The sequence below is a fragment of the Stutzerimonas chloritidismutans genome (genome assembly GCF_051486945.1).
Lineage (GTDB): Bacteria > Pseudomonadota > Gammaproteobacteria > Pseudomonadales > Pseudomonadaceae > Stutzerimonas > Stutzerimonas chloritidismutans_B.
In genome coordinates this window covers 98,872-124,819 of the sequence record NZ_JAHVDX010000005.1, presented here as the reverse complement: position 1 = coordinate 124,819, position 25,948 = coordinate 98,872, and the positions used below count along the sequence as shown (strand labels likewise).

General features: G+C 63.4%; 22 protein-coding genes. 16 read left to right on the top strand and 6 right to left on the bottom strand.

Translation table 11 applies throughout. From position 1 onward, the window contains the following. Nucleotides 1-67: 67 nt before the first annotated feature. From KXR72_RS18800 to KXR72_RS18785, 4 genes are all read left to right on the top strand, one after another. Nucleotides 68-1,249, top strand: coding sequence for an MFS transporter (locus tag KXR72_RS18800; protein WP_437422619.1), 1,182 nt, complete (start codon nt 68-70; stop codon nt 1,247-1,249). A 530-nt stretch (nt 1,250-1,779) separates the two neighbouring features. Next, the gene (gene dksA / locus KXR72_RS18795) at nt 1,780-2,184 is read left to right on the top strand and encodes an RNA polymerase-binding protein DksA (protein WP_437422618.1); all 405 of its coding nucleotides are present in this window, start codon (nt 1,780-1,782) and stop codon (nt 2,182-2,184) included. A gap of 9 nt (nt 2,185-2,193) precedes the next feature. Then, nucleotides 2,194-3,396 carry a zinc metallochaperone GTPase ZigA gene (gene zigA, locus KXR72_RS18790; protein ID WP_437422617.1) on the top strand — a complete coding sequence of 401 codons (1,203 nt, stop codon included), beginning with the start codon at nt 2,194-2,196 and terminating at the stop codon, nt 3,394-3,396. Then, nucleotides 3,396-4,037, top strand: coding sequence for a DUF1826 domain-containing protein (locus KXR72_RS18785; RefSeq protein WP_437422616.1), 642 nt, complete (start codon nt 3,396-3,398; stop codon nt 4,035-4,037). The genes zigA and KXR72_RS18785 overlap by 1 nt, the downstream gene beginning before the upstream one ends. 42 nt (nt 4,038-4,079) lie before the next feature. Here the strand turns inward: KXR72_RS18785 and KXR72_RS18780 are convergent, their stop codons facing one another. Then, nucleotides 4,080-4,409 carry a four-helix bundle copper-binding protein gene (locus KXR72_RS18780; protein WP_437422615.1) on the bottom strand — a complete coding sequence of 110 codons (330 nt, stop codon included), beginning with the start codon at nt 4,407-4,409 and terminating at the stop codon, nt 4,080-4,082. 188 nt (nt 4,410-4,597) lie between these two features. Between KXR72_RS18780 and KXR72_RS18775 the strand changes: the two genes are divergently transcribed. The 3 genes from KXR72_RS18775 to KXR72_RS18765 all read left to right on the top strand — a co-directional run bounded on the left by KXR72_RS18775 (nt 4,598) and on the right by KXR72_RS18765 (nt 7,055). Beyond that, nucleotides 4,598-5,188 carry an IMPACT family protein gene (locus tag KXR72_RS18775; protein WP_437422614.1) on the top strand — a complete coding sequence of 197 codons (591 nt, stop codon included), beginning with the start codon at nt 4,598-4,600 and terminating at the stop codon, nt 5,186-5,188. A gap of 130 nt (nt 5,189-5,318) precedes the next feature. Beyond that, nucleotides 5,319-5,612: a hypothetical protein gene (locus tag KXR72_RS18770; RefSeq protein WP_437422613.1), complete on the top strand. Its 294-nt coding sequence runs from the start codon at nt 5,319-5,321 to the stop codon at nt 5,610-5,612. Nucleotides 5,613-6,104: 492 nt separating this feature from the next. Beyond that, on the top strand, nt 6,105-7,055 hold the full coding sequence (locus KXR72_RS18765) for an adenosine deaminase (protein ID WP_437422612.1): 951 nt from the start codon (nt 6,105-6,107) through the stop codon (nt 7,053-7,055). A 4-nt stretch (nt 7,056-7,059) separates the two neighbouring features. Here KXR72_RS18765 and KXR72_RS18760 read toward each other — a convergent pair whose 3' ends face one another. Then, nucleotides 7,060-7,977 carry a LysR family transcriptional regulator gene (locus KXR72_RS18760; RefSeq protein ID WP_437422611.1) on the bottom strand — a complete coding sequence of 306 codons (918 nt, stop codon included), beginning with the start codon at nt 7,975-7,977 and terminating at the stop codon, nt 7,060-7,062. 100 nt (nt 7,978-8,077) lie between these two features. Between KXR72_RS18760 and KXR72_RS18755 the strand changes: the two genes are divergently transcribed. Further along, nucleotides 8,078-9,088: a zinc-binding alcohol dehydrogenase family protein gene (locus KXR72_RS18755; protein WP_437422610.1), complete on the top strand. Its 1,011-nt coding sequence runs from the start codon at nt 8,078-8,080 to the stop codon at nt 9,086-9,088. A gap of 3 nt (nt 9,089-9,091) precedes the next feature. On the opposite strand, the gene KXR72_RS18750 is transcribed toward KXR72_RS18755, so the two are convergent. Beyond that, a complete protein-coding gene (locus KXR72_RS18750; RefSeq protein WP_437422609.1) occupies nt 9,092-10,291 on the bottom strand; it encodes a multidrug effflux MFS transporter in 1,200 nt (399 codons plus the stop codon). Between the two features lie 207 nt (nt 10,292-10,498). Between KXR72_RS18750 and KXR72_RS18745 the strand changes: the two genes are divergently transcribed. After that, entirely contained in the window at nt 10,499-11,140 is a 642-nt protein-coding gene (locus tag KXR72_RS18745; RefSeq protein WP_437422608.1) for a TetR family transcriptional regulator, read from the top strand. Between the two features lie 40 nt (nt 11,141-11,180). Here KXR72_RS18745 and KXR72_RS18740 read toward each other — a convergent pair whose 3' ends face one another. Further along, nucleotides 11,181-11,372, bottom strand: coding sequence for a heavy-metal-associated domain-containing protein (locus KXR72_RS18740; protein WP_437422607.1), 192 nt, complete (start codon nt 11,370-11,372; stop codon nt 11,181-11,183). 153 nt (nt 11,373-11,525) lie between these two features. Between KXR72_RS18740 and KXR72_RS18735 the strand changes: the two genes are divergently transcribed. From KXR72_RS18735 to KXR72_RS18720, 4 genes are all read left to right on the top strand, one after another. Beyond that, complete coding sequence (locus KXR72_RS18735) at nt 11,526-13,958, top strand: heavy metal translocating P-type ATPase (protein ID WP_437422606.1); 2,433 nt, start codon at nt 11,526-11,528, stop codon at nt 13,956-13,958. Between the two features lie 12 nt (nt 13,959-13,970). Further along, nucleotides 13,971-14,384: a Cu(I)-responsive transcriptional regulator gene (gene cueR / locus KXR72_RS18730; protein ID WP_437422605.1), complete on the top strand. Its 414-nt coding sequence runs from the start codon at nt 13,971-13,973 to the stop codon at nt 14,382-14,384. Between the two features lie 300 nt (nt 14,385-14,684). Continuing rightward, nucleotides 14,685-16,241 (top strand): malate dehydrogenase (quinone), encoded by a 1,557-nt coding sequence (gene mqo, locus KXR72_RS18725; RefSeq protein WP_437422604.1) that lies wholly within the window; start codon nt 14,685-14,687, stop codon nt 16,239-16,241. A 223-nt stretch (nt 16,242-16,464) separates the two neighbouring features. Continuing rightward, nucleotides 16,465-18,387 carry a methyl-accepting chemotaxis protein gene (locus KXR72_RS18720; protein WP_437422603.1) on the top strand — a complete coding sequence of 641 codons (1,923 nt, stop codon included), beginning with the start codon at nt 16,465-16,467 and terminating at the stop codon, nt 18,385-18,387. Between the two features lie 56 nt (nt 18,388-18,443). Here the strand turns inward: KXR72_RS18720 and bfr are convergent, their stop codons facing one another. After that, nucleotides 18,444-18,911 carry a bacterioferritin gene (gene bfr, locus KXR72_RS18715; protein WP_437422602.1) on the bottom strand — a complete coding sequence of 156 codons (468 nt, stop codon included), beginning with the start codon at nt 18,909-18,911 and terminating at the stop codon, nt 18,444-18,446. Between the two features lie 209 nt (nt 18,912-19,120). Here bfr and KXR72_RS18710 point away from each other — a divergent pair, with 209 nt between their 5' ends. Genes KXR72_RS18710 through KXR72_RS18700 form a run of 3 tightly spaced genes read left to right on the top strand, consistent with a single transcriptional unit; the run spans nt 19,121 to nt 24,739 of the window. Next, nucleotides 19,121-20,203, top strand: coding sequence for an efflux RND transporter periplasmic adaptor subunit (locus KXR72_RS18710; protein ID WP_437422601.1), 1,083 nt, complete (start codon nt 19,121-19,123; stop codon nt 20,201-20,203). 4 nt (nt 20,204-20,207) lie between these two features. Then, nucleotides 20,208-23,264: an efflux RND transporter permease subunit gene (locus KXR72_RS18705; protein ID WP_437422600.1), complete on the top strand. Its 3,057-nt coding sequence runs from the start codon at nt 20,208-20,210 to the stop codon at nt 23,262-23,264. Beyond that, a complete protein-coding gene (locus tag KXR72_RS18700) occupies nt 23,261-24,739 on the top strand; it encodes an efflux transporter outer membrane subunit (protein WP_437422599.1) in 1,479 nt (492 codons plus the stop codon). The genes KXR72_RS18705 and KXR72_RS18700 overlap by 4 nt, the downstream gene beginning before the upstream one ends. A 259-nt stretch (nt 24,740-24,998) precedes the next feature. On the opposite strand, the gene KXR72_RS18695 is transcribed toward KXR72_RS18700, so the two are convergent. Further along, complete coding sequence (locus KXR72_RS18695) at nt 24,999-25,889, bottom strand: PA4780 family RIO1-like protein kinase (RefSeq protein WP_437422598.1); 891 nt, start codon at nt 25,887-25,889, stop codon at nt 24,999-25,001. Nucleotides 25,890-25,948 lie beyond the last annotated feature (59 nt).

The window sequence follows — 25,948 nt, the reverse complement described above, 5'->3', positions numbered from 1 at the left end:
CCCAGCAATCGATTCAACTTGGCACTGAGCCAGGCATCGCTGTGCCCGTCATTCAGGAGATCTCGCCATGCCGCTACTGCTTCGCAACCCCCAAGTATTGCGCTTATTCATCGCGCAGGCGTTGTTCTGGTCATGTTCGATGACCGGCATCATCCTCACCTCCATCGTCGGCCTGCGCCTGGCTCCATCGCCCGGCCTGGCCACCCTGCCCCTCGCCGTGCTGATGCTTGGTGGCCTGATTGCACTGCAGCCTGTCGCAGGGTTCATGCAGCGGCGCGGCCGCCGGGCCGGTTTCGTCATCGGTGCGCTGGCGGGCGTACTGGGCGGGTTGATCAGCGCAGGGGCCGTCTGGTCGGGTAGCTTCACCCTGCTCTGCCTCGGCGCGCTGCCCATCGGGGCCTACCAAGCCTCGGCGATGTATTACCGCTTCGCCGCGCTCGAGTCAGTCAGCGATGCGTATAAAGGCCGGGCCACCGCCTGCGTGATCGGTGGCGGTGTGGTCGCGGCGCTTGTGGCTCCGTCGCTGGGCAATGCGACACGCGACCTGCTCAGCGTTCCCTTCGTCGGCGCCTATCTGCTGATCGCGGTGCTCGCAGCCTTGGGGCTGGGGGTGCTCATGGGGCTGCGGACTCCTGCCATGGCCGCTGCCACCCAGACAGCACCTTCCGCAGTGCCGTGGCGTGAGCTGCTTGCGCGGCCCACCGTCCGTGCCGCCGTGCTGACCACCGCTGCCGGCCACGGCCTGATGATCCTGGTGATGAACGCCACGCCCCTGGCGATGCACGGCCACGGGCTGGATCTGCAGACCAGCGGGCAAGTCATCCAATGGCACATGCTCGGCATGTTCCTGCCGGCGTTCATAGCCGGCCCGCTTGTCGATCGGTTGGGCAGCCGAATGGTCGCCTGCGTCGGCGGCGGGCTGCTGATTGCCAGTGCGCTGGTCGCGCTGCTCGGCATCAGCCATCTTCATTTCCTGTTCAGTAGCTGCCTGCTCGGCATCGGCTGGAACTTGATGCTCGTCGCCGGCACCACCCAGCTCGGCCAAGGCCACAGCGCCACCGAACGTGCCAGCGCACAAGGCCTGATGGAATTGAGCAACGGTAGCGTCGCAGCGGTGATGTCCTTCGCCTCCGGAGCCCTGATCGCCCAGGCCGGCTGGGCGGCGGTGAACATCGGCCTGCTGCCGATCGTGACACTGGTGGTGCTGGTGCAAGTCGCGCAGGGGTATCGGAGAAGGCAGGTGGCGTGAAGCTAGAAGAGCAGCGCTTGCCGGACTGTCTTAGCGCGAACAAAAGGACTACGTCGGTCAGAGTCTCTCGTTTGATCGCCAGCAAGCTGGCTCCTACCGATGCGAAGGCGCTTGACCTATTGCGTGGTTCAAGCCGTCTACGTTCAGGCCTTACCCGCGCATGCAGTAATGCCAGTGTAGGAGCCAGCTTGCTGGCGATCACGCAGCCCGCATTAGCCGCTCGCCCGCCACGTAATGCCTAGGCAGTCGCTTGGGTAACGTGCGCGTGGTTTGCGATGCAAGGCCCCGCTCACCACGGGCTCAGGACCCTCCGTTAGCCAACGGCCGGTCGATACAGGTTTGCCTCTACACATCTTGAACGCAACGCGTTCTGCTAAAGCGCAGCCATCCGCTCATGTGCGCCTCACAAGCGCCTTTCGATCCTTCTTGGCCAGCGTCTGCGCCCGCAGACACCGTTGTAAAACCAAGTTGCGCCAACAATAAAATTGTTATGTTATAACTATTAAACATCTCAAACGCGCCCATTCGACATGACCGAAGCCGAACTCCTCGCCCAGCCACTCGACGACTACATGAACGCTGCCCAGCAGGCGTTCTTTCGCGACCTGCTGATACGGCAACGTACCGAGTTGCAGGCGCGTATAGCGGAAGAATTCCAGACGCTGCGCGATCAGGAACCAAGTAGCGATCCCTCGGACGTCGGCACAGCCGAGGAGCACCACCAGTGGCAATTGCGGCTACTGGAGCGAGAAAAAAAGCTGCTCGACAAGATTGACGATTCGCTCGACAGCCTTGCCCGCGGCGAGTACGGCTGGTGCGCTGAAACAGGCGAGCGGATTGGCCTGCGGCGCTTGTTGCTGCGTCCGACCACGACCTTGTGCATCGAAGCCAAGGAGCGCCAGGAAGCGCTCGAAAAACACAAGAGAACCGCCTGAGAGACCACCATGAAACGCCTCCCTGTTACCGTGCTGTCCGGCTTCCTCGGCGCCGGCAAAAGCACGCTGCTCAACCACATTCTCAAGAACCGTGAAGGTCGTCGCGTCGCGGTGATCGTCAACGACATGAGTGAAATCAATATTGATGGCGGCGAGGTGCAGCGCGACGTCAGCCTCAACCGTGCGCAGGAAAAACTCGTCGAGATGAGTAATGGCTGCATCTGTTGCACGCTGCGCGAAGATCTGCTCGACGAGGTCGGCCAGCTTGCTCGTGAAGGCCGCTTCGACTATCTGCTGATCGAGTCGACCGGCATCTCCGAGCCGCTACCCGTGGCCGAGACCTTCACCTTTCGCGACGATCAGGGCCAGAGCCTTGCGGACCTGGCGCGGCTGGACACCATGATCACTGTCGTTGACGGCGTAAATTTCCTGCGCGACTTTCAGGAAGCGGAAAGCCTCGCCAGCCGCGGCGAAACCCTGGGCGAGGAGGACGAGCGCTCGATCACAGACCTGCTGATCGAGCAGGTCGAGTTCGCTGACGTCATCTTGATCAGCAAGATCGACCTGATCTCCAGCGCTGAGCGCGAGGAGCTGACCGCCATCCTCGGCCGCCTGAATGCGCATGCTGACATCCTGCCGATGAGCATGGGCCAGGTACCCCTCGCACGCATTCTCGACACCAACCGGTTCGACTTCGAGCGCGCTGCGCAGGCGCCTGGTTGGTTGCAGGAACTTCGCGGTGAACACGTTCCTGAAACCGAGGAGTACGGCATCGCCTCGACGGTTTACCAGGCGCGACGCCCCTTTCACCCTCAACGCTTCCACGCATTTCTCAACCGCGAATGGACCAACGGCCGCCTGCTGCGCTCGAAGGGTTATTTCTGGCTCGCCAGCCGCCCGCAGGAGGCCGGCAGCTGGTCCCAGGCGGGCGGGTTGATGCGCTACGAATATGCCGGCCGCTGGTGGCGTTTCGTACCGGAGGCGCAATGGCCGGCGGATGAGGAATCAAGAGAATCGATCCACCAGAAATGGCACGGCGAATCAGGTGACTGTCGGCAGGAGCTGGTCTTCATCGGCCAACACATCGACTTCAGCCGCCTACGCGGCGAGCTCGACGCCTGCCTGCTCAACGACTACGAATGGAGCCTCGGCCCGGAACACTGGCTGCGCTTGCCCGACCCGTTTACGCCCTGGCATCGGGAGGTGGCGTGATGCTGGCGAGCCAAGCCGTTCGTTCGGCCCCGGAGCAACTGTTCAGTGATACGCCCGACGTGTTGGGCGATGCGCTGATGGACGGTGTCAATCTCACGGTGTGGCAGCGGAAGCTCCCTCTGCATGTCGCGCACTTCGCGCAGACACTGCTGAGGTTAGGCGAGCCGCTAGCCGAGTCGATCACGCTGGAGATTCAAACAGGCGAGGTGCGACTGCCAACGCTTGCTGACGCGTACCGCGACCTGGCCGGCCACGATGGTTTCGTCGCAGACATCGAATGGCTCGCGACGGCCTTCGCCTGCCTGCTAGACGCACGCCGTATCGGCATACGTCTGCGTGCGCTGGACAAGGCCATGTGCCCGCGTTTCCACGTTGACCACGTCCCGTTGCGCCTGATCACGACTTATGCCGGCGCCGGAAGCGAATGGCTGCCTGAACGCGCCATGCCCCGCCATCGCCTCGGTGACCCCACCGCCGAGCCGCAAGACAGGCGGAACATCGAACAACTGCTGGCAGGTGAGGTTGCGCTTTTCAAAGGCGAGAAATGGGCAGGAAACGAAGGCGCCGGCATCATTCACCGGTCCCCGGACGTAGCCGCTGAAAGTCGCCGGCTGATCCTGACACTGGATTGGTTGGCGTAGCCGAAGGGTGCGCGCGTTGCACACCGCTTCGGCGCAACGGCTTTAGGCCGCCATCTTCTCGCACTCTTCGGCGCACCGGCGGCAGGCGTTCGCGCAGGCTTGGCAGTGGTCCATCTGGTGCTGCCCGCACTCCTCTGCGCACTCGCGGCAAATCTGTGCACAGATACGGCACATCTCCTTGGCGAGCTTGCTGTCGCGGGTCATCAGCACGGCGGATAGCGCGCAGAGGTCGGCGCAGTCACGGTCGAGCTCGATGCAGCGCGCCATCATCTTTACGTCGTCCTCACGCAGGCACGATGCGGCGCAGGTCTCGCAGACGATGGCGCAGTTGGAACAAGCCTCGATACAGGATTGGTACTTGGAGTTGAGCATTGTGACCTCCTGGAAGAGATGGTTTGAAGCACGCCCAGATGGCCCTTCAGATGAACGAACCATGGGCCCACCCTTTTTGTGTTCAATCTCGTCCAGGTAAGTTCAGGAAAATGGCTGAGCGGCGTCGACGCGCACAGCGCTCGGCCCGCTAAAATGCCGGTCCGCACCTGTTTACTCGAAGCTGTCCGATGCCCTTCACACTCACGAGCGCCTGCGACTTTCAGGAAGTAATCCGCAAGAGCCGATTCCTGGCCCAGGCCGCCCCCATCGCTACGCCAGACGATGCACAGGCGTTCATTGAGGCGGTAAGCGATTTGAGCGCGACGCACAATTGCTGGGCTTGGAAGATCGGCAATCACTATCGATTCAGCGATGACGGCGAGCCCGGCGGCACTGCCGGACGACCCATGCTCACTGCCATCGAGGGACAAGCCTGCGATCAGGTGGTGGTCGTCGTGACGCGCTGGTATGGCGGTATTCAACTCGGCACCGGTGGGCTGGCGCGCGCCTATGGCGGTACTACAGCGAAATGCCTGCAGGCAGGCGAACAGCTCGAACTCGTCGAGCGCATCCGCTGCCGCTGCCATTGCCGGTTCGCCGAGCTGGCGCTAATCAAGGCGCGCCTGCCTGACCATGAGGCGCTGATTGAATCCGAAACCTTCGATGCTGAGGGTGCCGACCTCATCATCGCCCTGCCCCACGCGCAATTCGAAGCCTTGCGCGACCTCTTCGCCGATGTCAGCCGCGGCCGCTCAATCCTGCAACCGCTGGAACGCTGAAGCGCCGGTAGCGGAACTGAGCCGGCCCGATCTAGTCACCTGTAAGAGCGATACTGCCGTCGAAACGCGCGACGAAGCGCCGACGATGGCTGGAAGCGACACGTTTTCCCGCGAAACAGGAGTTAGACAAATGAAAAGTCGATACAAGTGGCTGATCCCTGGCGCCGTGCTGCTCACCACGCTGGGTATGGCCGGTTGCGATGTTGAAAAAACCGAGGAAGGCGAGATGCCTGAGGTCAACGTCGAGGGCGGAAAAATGCCTGAGTACGACGTAGACACGCCAGATGTCGACGTTGGCACCAAGGAGAAAACCGTTACCGTGCCCGACGTTGATGTCGACATGCCCGACGATGACGAACCGGACGTCGGCGAACCCGTCGAGCCGAACGTGCCGCAGACTCCGCCGCCAACCCAGCAGAACTGACGGGAGCGCGCCGCTTCGGTGCGCCTCTCCTATTCGCCGCATCGGGCTAGCCTGATGCGGCTTTTTATTGCCGCAGGGTTTTCCACCGTTGGTGTGCATGAGTTTGTGGATAACGTTGGGAACGTTGCGCCGGAGCCAGCAACCTCGCCGCCTCGCCAGCATTGCTCATTTTTTAACCGAAACGTCACATATCGCTGCTCACCAACCAAAACCCTTTGTTTTTCAAATATTTTTTCAAGGAAGCGGCAGTTCCGGGCTCGATCTCAAATAGCCATCATGGTGCACAACGGTTATGCGCAGGTTACGTGGACAACCGTGTGGATAACCGTTGGGCTTCCGCCGCTTGGCCGCGCCCGTTCTCGCTTACGCGTCTTTGCTCGTTTTTTGCACAGTGGTGCCTGGTGCGACCACACAGGTCGGCACCGCCGGAGGCTGACCTTGGGGTCAGCTCCGGACGCATGCTTAAATGCGCCTTTTCAAACGGGGGTTCCCATGTACGACTGGCTCAATGCGTTGCCAAAAGCCGAGCTCCACTTGCATCTTGAGGGCTCCCTCGAACCTGAACTGCTGTTCACCCTCGCCGAGCGCAACAAGATCGCCCTGCCGTGGAATGACGTGGACGCCCTCCGCAGCGCGTATAACTTCGGCAATCTGCAGGAATTTCTCGACCTGTATTACGCCGGCGCCAACGTGCTGCGCACCGAGCAGGACTTCTACGACCTGACGTGGGCCTACCTGCAGAAATGCGAAGCGCAAAACGTGGTTCACACCGAGCCGTTCTTCGATCCACAAACCCACACCGACCGCGGCGTTCCCTTCGAAGTGGCGATGCGCGGCATCAGCGAAGCCCTGGCGGACGGCCGCGAACTGCTGGGCATCAGCAGCGGACTGATCCTGAGCTTCCTGCGCCACCTGCCGGAAGAAGCGGCATTCGACACGCTCGCCCAGGCGATGCCGTTCCGCGACGCGTTCTTTGCGGTTGGTCTGGACAGTTCCGAAGTGGGTCATCCGCCGAGCAAGTTCGAGCGTGTGTTCGCCAAGGCTCGTGCTGAAGGCTTCCTCGCGGTTGCGCATGCCGGTGAAGAAGGCCCGCCTGAATACATCTGGCAGGCGCTGGATCTGCTCAAGGTGAGCCGTATCGACCACGGCGTTCGCTCTGCTGAAGATCCCAGGCTGATCGAGCGGCTGATCGACGAGCAGATTCCGCTCACCGTGTGCCCGCTGTCTAACACCAAGCTTTGCGTGTTCGATGACATGAGCCAGCACAACATCCTGCAGATGTTGGAGCAAGGCGTGAAAGTCACGGTGAACTCTGACGATCCGGCCTACTTTGGCGGCTACGTGACAGAGAACTTCATGGCGCTGCACGACAGCCTCGGCATGACCGAGGACCAGGCGCGCCGGCTGGCGCAGAACAGCCTGGACGCGCGCCTGGCCAACTGACCGCTCAAATGGCGAACGGCGCCTGGTCGAGCAGCACACTGCATCGCTCGACCAGGTGCTCGCGCAGCAGCCGCAGGGTTTCGCCCAGGTGCGCGCGATGAGCGCAAATCAGATTCAGCGGCGTCGGCTCGCCGAGCAGCTGCGGTAGCAGGACGACCAAACGCCCCGCCTGTACATCCTGCGCGATATCCAGCCAGGACTTGTACACCACGCCCCGCCCCGCCAGCGCCCAGCGGCGCACCACATCCGCGTCGTCGCTGATGCGATCCCCCGTGACCGGCTGCACCAGCTCGCGTGGGCCATCGCGAAAACACCAGCGCTCGTGCATCCGCCCGGCCAGCATGTAGCGCAGGCAGTTGTGCCCGGCCAGGTCGGCGAGCGCGCGCGGTGTGCCCCGCTCGGCCAGATAGGCAGGCGATGCACAGAGCACGCGGCGATTGGCAGGCGCGACCGGCAGCGCGACGAGGCTCGAATCCTCCGGCTGCCCGTAGCGCAGCGCGATATCCACCGGCTGCCGGAACAGGTCGGCGTTACGATCGGCAAGCAGCACGCGCAGGCTCAGCTGGGGATGCTGCAGCTGAAACTCGTCCAGCCAAGGCAGCAATACGTTGCGCCCGAAATCCGATGGGGCCGACAGTTGCAGCAGCCCGCTGATAGTGGCCTTGCCGCCCGCCAGCAATTGCTGGCCGTCGCGCAGGCTTTGCAGGGCAGCCCGAGCATGCGGCAGGTACTGCTCGCCCTCGCCCGTCAAGCGCAAGCTGCGCGTCGAGCGCACCAGCAGCCGGCAGCCGAGCCCTGTTTCCAACCGCTTCAGCGCAGCGCTGGCGACCGCCGGCGACAGCTCAAGGCGCCGAGCGGCAGCGGACAAGCTGCCCAGCTCGGCGGTCATCACGAATACCTGAAGGTCGTCGGTCCGTAGCATTTTCAAAAATCTGTTGAAAGAGCCTCTGCTGAATATGCGGTTTTTCTACGAAACGAGAAAGCCGAACATGGCGCATCCCGCCACTCCCAGAGGAAGCGCCATGAAAGCCATCGGTTATACCCAGTCCTTGCCTATCGACGATCCCCGCGCCTTGCTCGACATCGAGCTGCCTGAGCCCGTACTCGGCCCGCGCGATCTGCTGGTCGAAGTCCGAGCGATTTCGGTGAACCCCGTCGACACCAAGATCCGCATGCGTGTACAGCCGGAAGCCGGCCAGCATCAGGTGCTCGGCTGGGATGTCGCCGGTGTGGTGCGCGCGGTGGGAAGCGACGTGAGCCTGTTCAAGCCCGGCGACGAAGTGTTCTATGCGGGCGCTCTGGATCGCCCCGGCGCCAACAGCGAGCTGCACCGGGTCGACGAGCGCATCGTCGGGCGCAAGCCGGCCAGCCTGGATTTCGCCGCGGCGGCAGCGTTGCCGCTGACCTCGATCACCGCCTGGGAATTGCTTTTCGAGCGGCTACAAATCGCCGAAGGCAGTGAACGCAGCGAGAGCCTGCTGATCGTCGGCGCGGCAGGCGGCGTAGGCTCGATTCTGACGCAGCTGGCGCGGCAGTTGACCGGGCTGCAGGTGATCGGAACGGCTTCGCGCAGCGAAACCCGGGACTGGGTGCGCGACCTGGGCGCTCACGAGGTGATCGACCACAGCGAACCGCTGGCGGCTGAACTCAAGCGCGTCGGCATCGACGAGGTCAGCCATGTCGCCAGCCTGACGCACACCGACGTGCATCTGCCGCAGATCGTCGAGGCGCTACGCCCGCAAGGTCGCCTGGCGCTGATCGACGACCCGGCGAGCCTCGACATCAGCCTGCTCAAGCGCAAGAGTTTGTCGCTGCACTGGGAGTTCATGTACACCCGCTCGATGTTCCAGACGGCGGACATGATCGAACAGCACCGGCTGCTCAATCGGGTAGCCGAGTTGATCGACCGTGGCGTGCTCAAGACCACCCTGGGCGAACACTACGGCACCATCAACGCGCACAATCTGCGCCGCGCCCATGCCTTTATCGAAAGCGGCAAGGCCAAGGGCAAGATCGTGCTCGAAGGCTTCTGATCCCTAGCGAGGGGCAGCCTCGGCATCTTCCCGGGCGAAACTGTGCTGGCCTGAGTACCAGGCCAGACAGGCCGCCAACAGCGAGCAAACGGTGATCACCAGCGCCATCGGCACCGCGCTACCGTCGTGCAGCCAGCCCACCGATGCCGATGCCAGCGACGCCACGCAGAACTGCAAACTGCCCATCAGGGCCGACGCCAACCCGGCTTGGCGACCCTGCCTCGCCATGGCGCATGCCGTTGCGTTGGGCAGAATGCTGCCAAGGCTCGCCAAGCCGGCGAACAGGGGAATCAACAGCGGCCAGAGCGCATCTGGCCGGCTCAGCGCGATAGCCAGCAGAATCGCGCCGCACGCGAAATAGAACCAGACGAAGCGGCGCAGCCAGAAGCCTGGCCCGCGCAGGCGCAACAAGCGCGCATTGATCTGCGAAACAACGATGAACCCCGCCGCATTACTGCCGAACAGCCAACCGTAATGTTCAGCGGGCACTCCATAGAGTTCGATGAAGACGAACGGCGAGCCGGCGATATAGCCAAACATTCCAGCCATCGCCACGCCGCCAGCCAGTGCATAGGCGATGAACTCACGGTCACGGAACAGGGCGAGATAACGCCCGAGCGTACCGCCGAGCGGCAGCTTGGGCGCATCGGCCGGCAGCGTTTCCGGCAAGCGCAGCGCGACCGCAATGCCGCATAGCGCGCTGAAGATCGTCAGCGAGACGAAGATCGCCTGCCAGCCAAAGGCATTCATCAATACGCCGCCAGCCAGGGGCGCGAGGATCGGTGCCAGGCCCATCACCAGCATCAACTGCGAAAAGACCTTCGCCCCTTGCACCGGATCGCAACTGTCCCGCACCACGGCGCGCGTCACCACGATACCCGCGCAACCGCCCAGCGCCTGGACGAAACGCGCGCCGATCAACCAGTCCAGCGAAGGCGCGAACGCACAGGCGAGCGAGGCCAGCGTGAACAGCGAGACCCCGACCAACAAGGGCCAGCGCCGGCCGTATCGATCGGCCAATGGCCCATAGACCAGCTGGCCGAGCGCAAGCCCGACGAAGTACGCCGCGAGCGACAGTTGCACGTGCTCCACATCCGTGGCAAAAGCGCGCGCCATCGCCGGAAAGGCCGGCAGGTAGAAATCGATGGCCAACGGGCCGAAGGCGCTGAGCGCGCCCAGCATCAAAAGGATCGGAAGGGGCATTGGGGAACGACTCGCGAAGCGAAAAAAGGACCGATTCCGCGGCGAGTGGGCGTCGCGGCGACGGATCGAACGTTTACAGGAAAGCCCGGATGCTGTTACATACAAAGACGATTGTAAACAAGCAAAGTTGCAGAAGTTGAGGGATGAACTCCGCGCTGCCCGCCCGTCAGGGCCTTTTGACTCAGCTTCGAGCTGCCATATCCAGACATGCGAAGAACCAAAGAAGACGCCGAAAAAACCCGTGTAGCGCTGCTCGAATCAGCCGAGCGGCTGTTCCTCGACAAGGGAGTGGCGCACACCAGCCTCGATCAGATTGCGCGTGACGCCGGTGTCACGCGTGGCGCCGTGTACTGGCATTTCCAGAACAAGGCCCATCTGTTTCACGAAATGCTCAACCAGGTCCGCCTGCCGCCAGAGCAGATGGCCGAGCGCCTCTGCAGTTGCACCCAGCAGCAGCCGCTCAAGGCGCTGCGCGACTTGTGCCTTGAAGGCATCGGCTCCCTGGGCCGCGACGAACAAAAACGCCGCGTGATGACCATTCTGCTGCACCGATGCGAATTCACCGAAGAGCTGCGCGAGGCCGAAGAGCGCCATCACGCGTTCATCAACCAGTTCATCGAACTGTGCGAAAAGCTTCTGGAATGCGCCGGCAGCACCTTGCGCCCCGGTGTAACGCCGCGCCTGGCCGCGCGAACCATCCATGCGCTGATCGTCGGCCTGTTCAGCGACTGGACCCGCGACCAAACCCTGTTCGATCCGCAGACCGATGCCGCTGCCCTCGTCGACCCGGTATTCCGCGGTCTCGTACGGGACTGGGACGATCTGGAGACCGCTCCCGCCCCGGCCTGATCACGTCGATGCCAACGGCGGCCGCAACGGCCGCCGCTGGTCAACCGAGCTGATACCCCTCCGCCTCGATGGCTTCACGAATGGCCTGATCGCTCAACTCGCCCTGCACCTCGACTTGGCCTCGCTCAAGATCCACGCGTACCACCGCACCAGGCTCCCGCGCCTGGATCGCCTGGGTCACGGCACGCTCGCAATGAGCACAAGTCATACCGGTTACTTGGAATGTCCGCATGGTGAAGCCTCCGTCTCGATGATTCGCTACAGGCTGAAGCTTGCCACAGCAGCAAGGTCAACCCTCGCCCTGCGGCAATCCGCTGCTGGACTTGACCTTGCCACGAGGTAAAGGTTGATCATCACCGACGACAGGCCATTCGGAGATCCCTTCATGTCCGGCACCTCCTATACCTTGCCCATTACCGGCATGACCTGCGCCAGCTGCGCCGGCCGTGTGGAACGGGCGCTGCTCAAGATGCCCGGCGTCGGTGGCGCAGTGGTCAACCTCGCCGCCGAACAGGTGAGGGTCGAATCGCACGAAGCCGACCTGGCCAGCCTCATCCAAGCTGTGGAAAAGGCCGGCTACGGCGTGCCGGTGCAGAGCTTGGAACTGGCCATCGAGGGGATGACCTGCGCCAGCTGCGTCGGCCGAGCCGAGCGCGCCCTGCTCAAGGTGCCCGGCGTGCGGAGCGCAGCGGTGAACCTCGCCAGTGAGCGAGCCCGGGTCGAGGTATTGAGCACCGTGGAACCGGCGGTGCTGCTCCAGGCCGTCGAAGCGGCTGGCTACAAAGCGCACGCACTGGACGACGCGCAGCCGACGGCGGTGCCGGACAACGAGCAGCGCATGCGACGCGAGCGGTTGGCGGTGATCGCTGCGCTGCTCCTGGCGGCACCGCTGGTCGTACCGATGTTTGGCGACTTGCTGGGCCTGCACTGGATGCTGCCGCCCTGGGTGCAGTTCCTGCTCGCCACGCCTGTGCAATTCATTCTGGGCGCACGCTTCTACGTGGCTGGCTGGAAGGCGGTACGGGCCGGCGCCGGGAACATGGATCTGCTGGTGGCGATTGGCACCAGTGCCGGCTACGGCCTGAGCCTCTACCAATGGTGGGCGGCGCCGGCCGGGCAGATGCCGCACCTGTATTTCGAAGCCTCGGCCGTGGTCATCGCGCTGGTCCTGCTCGGCAAGTACCTGGAGAGCCGCGCCAAGCGCCAGACCAGCGCCGCCATCCGCGCGCTCGAGGCGCTCCGCCCGGACCGCGCCGTGCGCGTGATCGAAGGCCGCGAAGAAACGGTCGCCCTCTCCTCGCTGCGCCTGGGCGACCTGGTGCTGGTCAAGCCGGGCGAGCGAATTCCGGTCGATGGCGAGGTGGTCGAAGGCGAAAGCCAGGCCGACGAAGCGCTGATCAGTGGTGAAAGCCTGCCGGTCCCCAAGGCGCCCGGCGACCCGGTCACCGGCGGTGCGATCAACGGCGAGGGACGCATGCTGGTGCGCACCACGGCGCTCGGCGGTGAGACGGTACTGGCGCGCATCATCCGCCTGGTCGAGGACGCGCAGGCGGCCAAGGCGCCGATCCAAAAGCTGGTGGACAAGGTCAGCCAGGTCTTCGTCCCGGCGGTGCTCGTCATCGCCGTGCTGACGTTGATCGGCTGGCTGCTGGCCGGGGCAGCGGTAGACGTCGCGCTGATCAACGCGGTCGCGGTGCTGGTCATCGCTTGCCCCTGCGCGCTGGGCTTGGCGACACCCGCGGCGATCATGGCCGGCACCGGCGTCGCGGCGCGGTACGGCATCCTGATCAAGGACGCCGAGGCTCTGGAAGTTGCTCACGCTGTCACGGCTGTAGCTTTCGACAAGACGGGCACCCTCACCTCGGGCACGCCACGTATCGTCCACCTGCACGCAATCGATGGCGACGAATCAACGCTGCTGCGACAGGCCGGCGCGTTGCAACGCGGCAGCGAACATCCTTTGGCCCGCGCGGTGCTGGCGCGCTGCGACGAGCATGGCCTGATGCCACCGGAGGTGACGCGCAGTCAGTCGTTGACCGGTCGCGGCATTGCCGGCGAGGTCGATGGACACGCGCTAGCGCTGGGTAATCGCCGCCTGCTCGAAGACAACGGGCTAGAGCCGGGCGACGTGGCGGACCGCGCACGTGAATGGGAGGCTGAAGGCCGCACCCTGTCATGGCTGATCGAAACGGCGCCGCAACCGCGCGTGCTCGGGCTGATCGCCTTCGGGGATACGCTCAAAGAGGGCGCGTCGGATGCCGTGGCTCGCCTGAATGCGCGCCAGATCCGCAGCCACCTGATCACCGGCGACAACCGCGGCAGCGCGCGGGTTGTCGCCGAAGCGCTGCACATCGACAGCGTGCACGCCGAGGTGCTGCCCGCAGACAAGGCCGCCACGGTTGCCGACCTGAAGAAAGGCGGCGCGGTGGTCGCCATGGTCGGCGACGGTATCAATGATGCGCCCGCATTGGCTGCGGCGGACGTCGGTATTGCCATGGGCGGCGGCACCGACGTGGCGATGCATGCAGCGGGCATTACCCTGATGCGTGGCGATCCACGCCTGGTGCCGGCGGCGCTGGAAATCAGCCGCCGCACCTATCGCAAGATCCAGCAGAACCTGTTCTGGGCTTTTATCTACAATCTGGTGGGCATTCCGCTTGCGGCCCTCGGTTTTCTGAGCCCCGTAGTGGCCGGGGCGGCCATGGCACTGTCGAGCGTTAGCGTGGTCAGCAACGCGCTGCTGCTCAAGCGCTGGAAACCACAAGACGAACCGGAAAAACCAAGGCAAGCCGCTGACGTGCAAACAGGCAACAGCTAGATGGGAGCCGGCATGAACATTGGCCAAGCCGCAAAAAAAAGCGGGCTGTCCGCGAAGATGATTCGCTACTACGAATCGATCGACCTCATCTCACCCGCCGGGCGCAGCGCCAACGGCTACCGCCACTACGGCGAAGAAGACCTGCACCGGCTCGCCTTCATCAAGCGCTCACGCGACATGGGCTTCTCGTTGGACGAGGTCAGCAGGCTGCTCACCCTCTGGCAGGACCGTCACCGCGCAAGCGCCGATGTAAAGGCGCTGGCCGGCACGCACATCGAGGAATTGAACCGCAAAATCACCGAGTTGATCGGTTTGCGCGACACCCTGCAGGAGCTGGTCGACAGCTGCCACGGCGACGACCGCCCGGACTGCCCGATTCTCAAGGATCTGGAATCCGGCTGCTGTTTGCGCTCCGGCCCGAAATAGCGATCACTTGCAGCTTTGAGACCGGCTGCCATCAATGAAGCTGAGCGATTGCCATTGCCCTATGCTTAGCTCCCTAATAAACTCCGCGCCCCTCGCAATGGCGGTGGCAACGCTTGTGCCTCTGACCTTACGCCGCGCTTAAGTTCGGTAACGGCTCAGCCGCCTTGCACTCTGGCCTCAGGCCTCCCCTACGCACATTTTGCTCGTATGAATCGATGCTCCCGCTTGCCGTGGTCACGCGGCTCATCGGGCGACTGACGCGTATCCGTAAAAACCCTTACCAGGCAAACAGAACCACCGATGAAAAAACTGACCCTGGCTTTCATGTGCTTCGCACTGATGGCCTGCTCCAAGCCAAACGAACCAGAAAAAACCGTCGACGTCCTGATGATCGGCGGCGGCATCATGAGCGCAACCCTTGCGGCCTACTTGCACGAGCTGGAGCCGAACTGGACCATCGAAGTCCATGAGCGCCTGCCCAACGTTGCTGACGAAAGCTCCAATGCCTGGAACAACGCAGGTACCGGCCACTCGGCCTTTTGCGAGCTGAACTACACACCAGAGAAAGCCGACGGCAGCATCGACATCAGCAAGGCGGTGGCCATTGCCGAGTCTTTCGAAATCTCCAAGCAGTTCTGGGCGCACCAAGTCGAGCGCGGCGTGCTCCAGGAGCCGCGTCGGTTCATTAACGCAGTCCCGCACATGAGCTTCGTCTGGGGCGATGACAACATTGAGTTCCTGCGCAAGCGCCACGCCGCGCTGCAACAAAGCCCCCTGTTCCAGGGCATGGAATATTCCGAACAACCCCAGCAGATCGGCGAATGGGCGCCGCTGATCATGAACGGCCGCAGCGAGAGCCAGGCTGTAGCGGCGACCCGTATGCCCATCGGGACCGACGTCAACTTTGGTGAGATCACCCGTCAGTTGTTCGCAGCGCTAGGCGAGAGCAAGCAGGTCAAGCTGCAGCTGGAGCATGAAGTGCGTGACATCACGCGCAACGAGGACGGAACCTGGACAGTGGTCTCGACCAATCTTGCTGACGGCGAAGCGACGACCAGCGTCAAGGCGCGTTTCGTCTTTATCGGTGCAGGCGGCGGCGCTCTCAAATTGCTGCAGATGGCCGACATTCCTGAAGCGAAGGGCTACGCCGGCTTCCCGGTGGGCGGTCAGTTTCTGATGACCCGCAACCAGGACGTCGTCGCGCAGCATCAGGCCAAGGTGTACGGCCTGGCCTCGGTCGGCTCGCCGCCGATGTCGGTTCCGCATCTGGACACCCGCGTCATCGACGGTGAAAAAGTGTTGCTGTTCGGACCCTTCGCCACTTTCTCGAGTAAGTTCCTGAAGAACGGCTCATTGATGGATCTACCCGGCTCCATGAGCACCGATAACGCGCTGCCGATGGTGCAGGCCGGCCTGGATAATCTCGATCTGAGCCAGTATCTGATCGGCCAGTTGATGCTGAGCCAGGAAGACCGCATCGCAGAACTGAAGGAATACTTTCCCGAGGCCGATGCCACGGATTGGGAGCTGATCACTGCGGGGCAGCGCGTCCAGATCATCAAGAACGACCCGGAGAAAGGCGGCGTGCTGCAGTTCGGCACTGAAATCGTTAGTTCGGCGGACGGTTCCATCGCCGCGCTGCTGGGCGCCTCACCAGGTGCGTCCACTGCCGCCCCGATCATGCTGAAGCTGCTGAAAGCCAACTTCAAAGAACAGGTTTCGTCACCGCAATGGCAGACGAAGCTGATGAATATTTTCCCGGCCTACGATCAATCGCTGAATGACGATGCGGCATTGACCGCGCAGGTTCGAGCCATAACCAGCGAACGACTTCAGCTAGCTCCGATCAGCAACTGACAGGTATTCAGCTACCCATTGTCTGAAAAACCCGTTTCGGCGGGTTTTTCTGTGACTCGAAACCTCGGGCCCCGCGTCGTAAAGCCTTCAATCATCCGTCGTGTTTATGGCGCCATATTATTAGCGCATTAAAAACGATGATGTCGCCGCCGATAGCTCGGCGCTTCTAGCTGACGACGGACCGTCTCAGCCCTCACGATCGTCCTTTTCAAGTGGTATCTGAATGAACAACTGGTTTGGCAACATTGGCGTCAGCCGCAAGCTGTCCTTGGGCTTTGGCGCTGTTCTGGTACTGACCCTGATCCTCGCCTGGAACGGCTGGGGCAGCCTTGGCAGCGTTATCCAGCGCAGCGGCTGGATGACCGAGATATCTCATCTGAACAACACGCTGACAGGGCTGCGCATTGCGCGCCTGCAGTTCATGCTCGCCAACGGCGATACCGAGTCGACCGAGCGCCTAGAGAAGAATTTGGGCATCTATCTGGACCAGCAGACCAAGCTGCTCGGCACCTTCAAGAACCCTATCAACGTCGCCATGCTCAAGGAGCAGGCCGATTACAACAAGCAATATCAGCACTCGCTTGGCGGCATGCGGGCGGCCTATGGCGTCGCCAACAACGCGCAGCAGACCATCGACGCCGCCGTGTTAAAGCTGAGCGAGCTGACGAGCGCTATCAATGGCCGCGTCTTGCAGCTGTCCGAATACGACGAGAGCCGCTTTGAGCAGTTCCAGGCCATCACACGTATCCGTGAAGAGATAAAGCAGGCCCAGTACTTGCTGCGCATCTACCTGGCCTCCGCCAGCCCGGAAAACATAAAAGCCGTCTACAGCCAGCTCGATGCTGCCGTGGCGACGCTCGGCCAATACGGCAACCTGCTCGATGCAGGCAACCGCGATACCGTCAACCAGATCCGCACGGAGCTGGGTCAATACCGCACGGCTATCGAAGCGCTGGTCACCGCCACCCAGGCGATTGCCAGGACGCGCCAGGAGATGACCGACCAGCAAAAGGAAATCGTGCGTATCAGCGACGAGCTATACCAGTTCCAGCTGGATCGCATGGAGATCGAAAGTGGCGAAGCGCGCAATCGTCTGGTCATCAGCACCGCCCTGGCGTTGCTGCTTGGCATCCTTGCGGCCTGGCTGATCACCCGTCAGATCATACTTCCGCTGCGCACCACCATGGCCGATGTGGATCGCATCGCCTCCGGCGACCTGACCGCAGCAGCCAAGATCACTCGACGCGACGAGTTGGGCGTTCTGCAGCAAGGCATCCAGCAGATGGGCACTACGCTGCGCGAATTGATTGGCGGCATCCGGGACGGCGTCAGCCAGATCAGCAGTGCAGCCGAGGAGCTTTCGGCGGTCACCACGCAGACCAGCGCGGGTGTGAATAGCCAGAAAGAAGAAACCGACCAGGTCGCCACCGCGATGCACGAGATGTCGGCTACTGTTCAAGAAGTGGCGCGCAACGCCGAGCAGGCCGCGCAAGCCGCGACTGAAGCAGATGAGGAAGCACGCGAAGGTGATCGCGTCGTCGCTGAAGTGGTCGCGCAGATCGAGCGCATGGCGGGCGAAGTGGTCCGTTCTTCCGACGCGATGACAGTTCTGCAAAGCGACAGCGACAAGATTGGCAGCGTGATGAATGTGATCCGGGCAGTGGCTGAACAGACCAATCTGCTGGCGCTCAACGCCGCCATCGAGGCAGCCCGTGCTGGCGAAGCTGGTCGCGGATTTGCCGTGGTCGCAGACGAAGTCCGCGGGCTGGCTCAGCGCACGCAGAAATCCACCGAGGAGATCGAAGGGCTGATCAGTGCCTTGCAGGGCGGGACTCAGCAGGTCTCGGCAATCATGCGGAACAGCCGCAACCTCACAGAAAGCAGTGTCGAATTGACTCGCCGCGCCGGCACATCGTTGGCGCGCATCACCAGCACGGTATCGAACATCCAGGCTATGAATCAGCAGATCGCCACGGCTGCTGAAGAGCAGAGCGCAGTTGCCGAAGAAATCAGCCGAAGCGTGGTGAATGTGCGGGATCTGTCTGAGCAGGCCGCGGCAGCCAGCGAGGAAACCGCTGCATCAAGCGTTGAGCTTGCACGCCTGGGTACTCAGCTGCAGGCAATGGTGAGCCGTTTCCGGATCTGATTGCTGTCGCCGAAACCATGAAGGCCAGGCATCGCGCCTGGCCTTTTTGTATCTGGTTAGCTTGCCTGGGATTGCAGGTAATTCTGCAGGCCGATGCGGTCGATCATCGCCAGTTGCTGTTCCAGCCAATAAGCGTGGTCTTCTTCGGTATCCAGCAATTGAAGTTCCAGAATTTCACGCGTCTGGTAGTCGCCGTGCTGCTCCGCCAGGGTGATGCCCTTGGCCAGGGCTTCGCGCACCTTGTATTCCAATGCCAGGTCGCTGCGCAGCATATCGGGCACCGTATGGCCTGGATGCATCGGTTCGGGCGTCATGTCCGGGGTGCCTTCAAGGAACAGGATGCGCTTGAGCAGGGCGTCGGCGTGCTCGGTTTCCTCTTCCATCTCGTGGTTGATCCGCTCGTACAGCTTGGTGAATCCCCAGTCAGCGTACATGCGTGAGTGCAGGAAATATTGGTCTCGAGCAGCCAACTCCCCGCGCAGCAGTTCTTTCAAATATTCGATGACTTGTGGCTGACCTTGCATAGCGACTCTCTCCGGCACTGACTGGGTTACGCCGGGCCATGATACGCCCAAACCACCCACCGCCAAGTGCCGTCGATTTGCCGCAGGCAGCACTGACCAGCCGGTCATGCGTATTCGCCGCGAACTCCCGGGCTAGACCGGCGCTCTACTAAGTCTGTCGTACCGGCTCGGCCCGGTATCGAGCCCGCTCAGTCAGCGCAGGAGTCCGGATGCCATCGCTACAGCCCAGAAGCCTTCTACATCCCCTGTGCTGGCTTGCGCTGGCCTGTGCGCCCTTGGTGCTCAGTGGCTGTTCGGAAGACGAAGAGCCTGCCGAAGTTCCGCCGCGCATCGCTATCGTCGAGCCGCTAAAACCCGTAGACCCTGCACCTGAGGCGTTGCGCTTCCCCGGCGTGGTGGAAAGCGTGACCACCACGCAACTGGCGTTCCAGGTTGCCGGGCGTATCGAACGCATCCTCGTGGACGAGGGCACGCGGGTCGAGGCCGGCCAGCCGTTGGCACAGCTCGATCGCACCGACTACGAACTGCAACTGCGCGAAGCCACTGCACGGCTGCGCCAGCTCGAAGCGGACCTGACCCGCAAGCGCGCCCTGCTGGCCGAAGGCATTCTTGCACCCGCTGCAATCGAACCGTTGCAGGCCAACGTAGTGGCAGCGCGCGTGGCCCGCGACAGTGCCCAGCGCGACGTCGGCCATACGACGCTGACCGCCCCCTTCGACGGCGTCGTCGCGCGGCGCCTGGCCGAGCCTGACATGGTGGTCAGCACCGGCACGCCGATCATCGAACTGCAGAACAATCAGCACATCGAGGTAGGTGTCGACCTTCCGGAAACTGCGGCGCTGAGCATTCCACTGAACGAGGCGCTGGAAGCCGAAGGCGAACTGGTGATCGCCGACGTGACACTGCCGCTGCGCTACAAGGAACACAGCACCCAGCCCCGTGAGGGCTCGCGGACCTATCGGCTCGTCCTGCGCGGCCAGCCGCCAGCCGACTACAACCTGCTGCCCGGTATGGCGATGCGCGTCAGGCTGCAACGCCCTGTTGCGCCCGAACCTGACGGGCCGCCGCGTTTCCATGTGCCACTCACGGCCGTGCAAACGGCGCCTAACGATCGCCATTTCATCTGGGTAGCAAAGGATGGCCATGCGCACCGGCGCGACGTCCGGCTTGAGCGCATCGAGAGCGACCAGGCGATCATCAGCGGCGAGCTGGAACATGACCTCGAGGTAATCGTCGCCGGCGGCAGCAAGCTGTCCGAGGATCAGCCCGTCAAGGCCGAGCGGCGGAACTGAACCGATGGATCTAGCTCGCTACGCTATTTGCAAACCGGTCAATATCTGGCTGCTGGTGCTCATCTGCCTGGTAGGAGGCGTGCTCGCCTACTTCGAAATGGGGCGGCTCGAAGATCCAGAGTTCACCATCAAGGAAGCCATCGTCACGGTTCAGTATCCCGGCGCGACCGCACTTGAGGTTGAGCAGGAGGTGACCGAGCCACTGGAAACGGCAATCCAGGAGCTGGCCGAGGTCAAGGAAATCCGCTCGCGCTCGATGATCGGCCAGGCCGAGATCCGCGTCGAGATTCAGGATAGTTATGCCGGCGACGAGCTGGACCAGATCTGGGACAAGTTGCGCAACAAGGTCAGCGACGCTCAACAAGAGCTGCCGCCAGGTATCGACCCTCCGCTGGTCAATGACGACTTCGGTGATGTTTACGGCATCTTCTTTGCGCTGACCGGCGACGGCCTGACGATGCAGGAGCTGCACGACGTTGCGAAGGACTTGCGTCGAGGCCTGATCACCGCCAATGGTGTTGGCCAGGTGGAAATCGCCGGTGTGCGCGAGGAACGCATTCTGGTGGAGGTTGACCAGGCTAGGCTTGCAGCCTTGCGGCTCTCACCCGAGGAGTTCATCGCGGCGTTGGGCGATGCCGACGCGGCCGTCGATGCTGGCGGCGTGCGTGCCGGCGAATATTTCGTGACCATCCGCCCGACCGGCGCATTCGATTCGCTCGATGCATTGCGCGCTCTGCCCGTGGGCCAAGGGCAGTCGAGCGTCGACCTCGGCTCTATCGCAGACATTCGCCGGGATTACGCCGAGCGGCCGCGCCAGCTCATCCGGCACAATGGCGCGCCAGCGCTGACGCTGGGTATCAGCGGCGTGTCGGGCAGCAACATCGTCGAAGTCGGCAAGAGCGTCGAGGCACAGCTGGCTTCGATGCAGCCGCGCATGCCGCTCGGGGCGGAACTGCACCCGCTGTACCAGCAGCACAGCATCGTCGACGAGTCGGTCAACAGCTTTGCACTGAACGTCTTTCTCTCGGTCGCCATCGTGGTAGGCGTGCTGTGCGTGGCGATGGGCCTGCGCGCCGGGATCATCATTGGCGCGGTGCTTTTTCTCACAGTGCTCGGCACCTTGCTGATCATGTGGCTCGCCGGTATCGAGCTCGAACGCATTTCGCTCGGTGCGCTGATCATCGCCATGGGCATGCTGGTGGACAACGCGGTAGTGGTCTGCGACGGCATGCTGATCGAGAAACAGCGCGGCCGCAGCATTCTCGACGCCTCGCGCAAGACGCTGCAGCAGACGCAGTGGTCGCTGCTGGGCGCCACCATCATCGGCATACTCGCCTTCGCCGGTATCGGGCTGTCACAGGACACCACTGGCGAATTCCTGTTTTCGCTGTTCTTCGTCATTGCCACCTCGCTGCTGCTGAGCTGGTTGCTGGCGCTGCTGGTCGTGCCGCTGTTCGGCCATTATCTGCTTGAACGCAAGGACGACGGGCAGCGCGAAGAGGACAGCGCCGACGACGCCTACAGCGGTCCGATCTATGACCATTACCGGCGCATCGCCGGCCGGGTGCTGGCGCGCCCCTGGCTGACCGTCGCGGTGCTGGTGATCTTCACGGTGCTCAGTGTGCTGGGCTTCGGCCGGGTGCCGCAGAGCTTCTTCCCACCGTCCAGCACGCCGATCTTCTACGTCAACCTGTTCCTTCCGCAGGGCACCCATATCCGCGACACCAGCCGCACGGCCGAAGACGTCGAGAGCTACCTGCACGGCCTCGAAGGCGTGACGGACGTGTCGACATTCGTGGGTGCCGGTGCCTCTCGCTTCATGCTCACCTACGCGCCAGAGCAGCCGAACCCGTCGCTGATGCATTTCCTGGTGCGCACCAAAGAACCGGGCGTGATCGCGGACCTGGTGCGGGAGGTCAACCAGACGCTGCCGACCCGCTATCCCTCGGCAGACGTCAGCGCTGCGCAATTCATGTTCGGCCCCAACGCCGAAGCCAAGCTGGAAGCGCGAATCAGCGGGCCAGACCTCAATCAGCTGCGCGCCCTCTCGGCCGAAGGGCAACGCCTGCTTCACGAACAGGGCCACGTCTTCAACATCCGTGACGATTGGCGAGCACCCGTGCCGGTGCTGCGGCCCAAGCTGGACCTGGATCGCCTGGCCGATGCCGGACTGACACGCCAGGCGGTCGCGCGCGCCCTGGCAGTGGCCAGCGAGGGGCAGCGTGTCAGCGTGTATCGCGAGCGCGATGAGCTGATTCCGATCCTGCTGCGCGCCAGTGAGGAGGATCGCGCCGAGCCTGGCGACCTGATGCAGCGCCGGATCTGGAGCCCGGCCACGAATCGCTACGTGCCGCTAGCGCAGGTCGCCGACGGCGTCGAGGTGACCACCGAGGATGCGGTGATCCGCCGCCACGGCCGTGAGCGCACCATCGCCATCCGCGCCGAGCCACGTGATGGCGAAAATACCAACGAAGCCTTTCAGCGGATTCGCCCATTGATCGAGGGCATCGAACTGCCTCCGGGCTACTCGCTGGAATGGGGTGGCGACCATGAGCAGTCTTCCGATGCGCAGGCGGCGCTGGCCGCAACCCTCGCCGTGCCCTACCTCGCGATGGTCCTGGTCACCGTGCTGCTGTTTGCGAAGGTGCGGCAACCGCTAATGATTTGGCTGGTCGTCCCCATGGCGCTGTGCGGCGTTACCGTGGGGCTGTTGGTCACGGGCCAGCCGTTCGGCTTCATGGCCCTGCTCGGTCTGCTCAGCCTGACCGGCATGCTGATCAAGAATGCCGTGGTGCTGGTGGATGAAATCGATCGGCAGATCGCCGACGAAGTGCCACGCCTGACCGCCATCATCGAAGCCTCGGCCTCGCGCCTGCGGCCGGTGATGATGGCGGCCGGCACCACGGTGCTGGGCATGGTCCCGCTGCTGTTCGATCCTTTTTTCGCCAACATGGCCGTGACCATCATGGGCGGGCTGGGCTTCGCCACCCTGCTCACCCTACTGGCGGTGCCGTGCCTGTACCTGCTGTTCATGCGCGTCAAACCGGAGGAAACCCGATGACGGGCCGACTGCCTCTCAAGCCGCTCGCCGGGGTGTTCGCGCTGATGCTGGCAGCTTGCTCCAGCGTGCCCGACCGCCCTGATCCCGAAGTGCCTGATGCCTGGTTTCATGCGGTGCGCGAACAACCGGCCGATACCGAAGCGCTTGCCAGCTGGTGGCGGCAGTTCGAGGATCCGGCCCTGACGCGCGTGGTACGCCAAGCACTCGAGCAGAACCGTGACATCCGCCAGGCCATGTTGCGCGTCGACAGCGCACGCGCACAGCTTCGCCAGGCACGCGCCGGCCTGTTTCCGACCCTCGACCTGCCGGGATCGGCCAGCCGCCAGTGGATCGAGAACGACAACGAGCCGGACCCGAACAGCCCGATCGGGCAATTCATCCCGGAGGATGACTGGATCACCTTCGACAACTGGGAGTTGGCGCTGCAGGCCAGTTGGGAGCTGGACATTTTTGGCGCCACCCGGGCACGAACGGACAGTGCGCGTCAGCAGATCAGGTCCGCACAAGCCCAGGCGATAGCCGCACGGCTGGCGGTCGCGTCCAATGCCGCGCAGGGCTACGTCCAGTTGCGCGCTCTGGAGGGTCAGCGTGCCTTGCTGGTCGAAGGCATCGAACTCGCCCAGGAGCTTGAGCGTATCGCCAGCCGGCTGTTCGACGCCGGTGAGGTCACCCGTCTGGACGTGGAAGCCAGCGCCGCCGAACGGGCGTCGTTGCAAGCCGACCTCCAGGATCTGGACATCAATCTCGCCGAGGCGCGCCTGGCATTGGACACCCTGCTGGCCGAACCGCCCGGCAGCACCGCGCGCGGGCTCGCCACGACAGCACAGGTCCCGCTGGCCGAGCGTCCCATCCCGTCGGGCCAGCCGCTGGACCTGCTCCGACGGCGGCCGGATCTGATCGCCGAAGCCGCGCAGCTTGAGGCCGCTCAATTGCAATCGCTCGCCGCGCGCCGAGATCTGTTCCCCACCCTCGCCGTGCAGGCCGCAGTGGGGCGCTCGGGCCTGGCGCTGGGTGACGCCATCTCCAGCGCATCGAATTTTGCCCGCCTCGGCGCGACCTTCGGCCTGCCGTTTCTTGACTACCGTCGGCGCGGCGCAGCCATCGATCTCGCGGATGTCGAGGGCGAAGGCGCTTACCTCAACTTTCAGCAGGCCCTGGCCGAGGCGCTGGAGGAGGTCGAGCGTTCGCTGGTTCGTATCGACGGGCAACAGCGCCGGCTGGACGCGCTGCGCACGACGCTGCGACACCGCGAAGCGGCCTACACACTGGCGCAGAAGAGCTACCGGCTGGGCGAAGCCAACCTCAACGAGGTGCTGGACGCTCAGCGTGGCTCGCTACAGGCCCGGCAACAGACCTTGCAGGGCCGCACTGCGTTGGCGACTGCACAGGTCGCGTTGTTCGTGGCGCTGGGCGGCGGGTGGCAAGTCGAGGGGGATGGACCGGTCAAGAGGGCGGCTTCCGGCGCGCCGGAGTAGCGGCCTGCCCGTCCGAATCGCGCCTGGCGCCAAAGCCAACGGGATGACTATTGGCGCCGCCCTGCCAGACAACCTGCACGGCTAGCTGAACGCCAAACCCGTGGAGCAGGCGCGGCGCTTCGTCAGCCGAACCGACAGGTTACGCCGCGCCTCGCGCGTCACTGTCTTGCTGGTGAACGCCGCTGCGCCAGGCGAAGACCTTGCCGAAGCCGCAGGACCGCCGCAGCGCCCTGGTCTAATCGCCGCGAATCGGCCCCGCTCAGCCCTTCATCCACGGCGGCTCAGGCGCTTCGTCCCCCGGTTGATCGACCGCATCCCGAGCCGCCTCCTTGCGCGCCTGTTCAGCCAGGGCGGCCTTGATCTCGCGCATCACGGCGTCCAGATCGGCTACGTCCTCCGGTTCGGCGAATTCGCCGGTCAGCACTGTTTCGGGGGTCAATTTGCCCTCTTCATACAGCGCCCACATTTCCTTGGCGTAGCGCGTGTACCGCAGCTCCGGCGCGAAGCGGCCGAAGTAGGCAGCCATGTTGCCGACGTCGCGCTCGAGCATCTCGAACGCATGGTTGTTGCCGGCCGCATCCACCGCCTGAGGCAGGTCGATGATCACCGGGCCTTGCTCGTCGAGCAGTACGTTGAATTCGGACAGGTCGCCATGCACCAATCCCGCGCAGAGCATCTTCACGACCTCACCGATCATGAAGGCGTGGAACTCGCGTGCGTCGTCTGGGTGCAGGTCGACGTCGTTGAGACGCGGCGCAGCATCGCCGTGCCCGTCGTTGACCATTTCCATCAGAAGCACACCGTCGAGGAAATCGTACGGCTTGGGCACGCGCACGCCAGCTTGAGCCAAGCGATAAAGGGCCGCGACTTCAGCGTTCTGCCAATGCTCTTCTCGCTCCTTGCGCCCGTGCTTGGTGCCTTTGGCCATGGCGCGCGCGTCGCGGCTGCTGCGCACTTTGCGGCCTTCCTGGTATTTGACGGCCTGGCGGAAGCTGCGGTTGTTGGCTTCCTTGTAGACCTTGGCGCATCGCAGCTCATCGCCGCACCGCACCACATAGACTGCCGCTTCCTTTCCGCTCATCAGCGGGCGAAGCACTTCGTCAATCAGCCCATCCTCGACCAACGGCTCGAGTCGTTTTGGCGTTTTCATCAGCGGCTCACGGACCCTTCGTTGCCTGTGCAGGCCTGCAGGTTACGGCAATCGTCGGC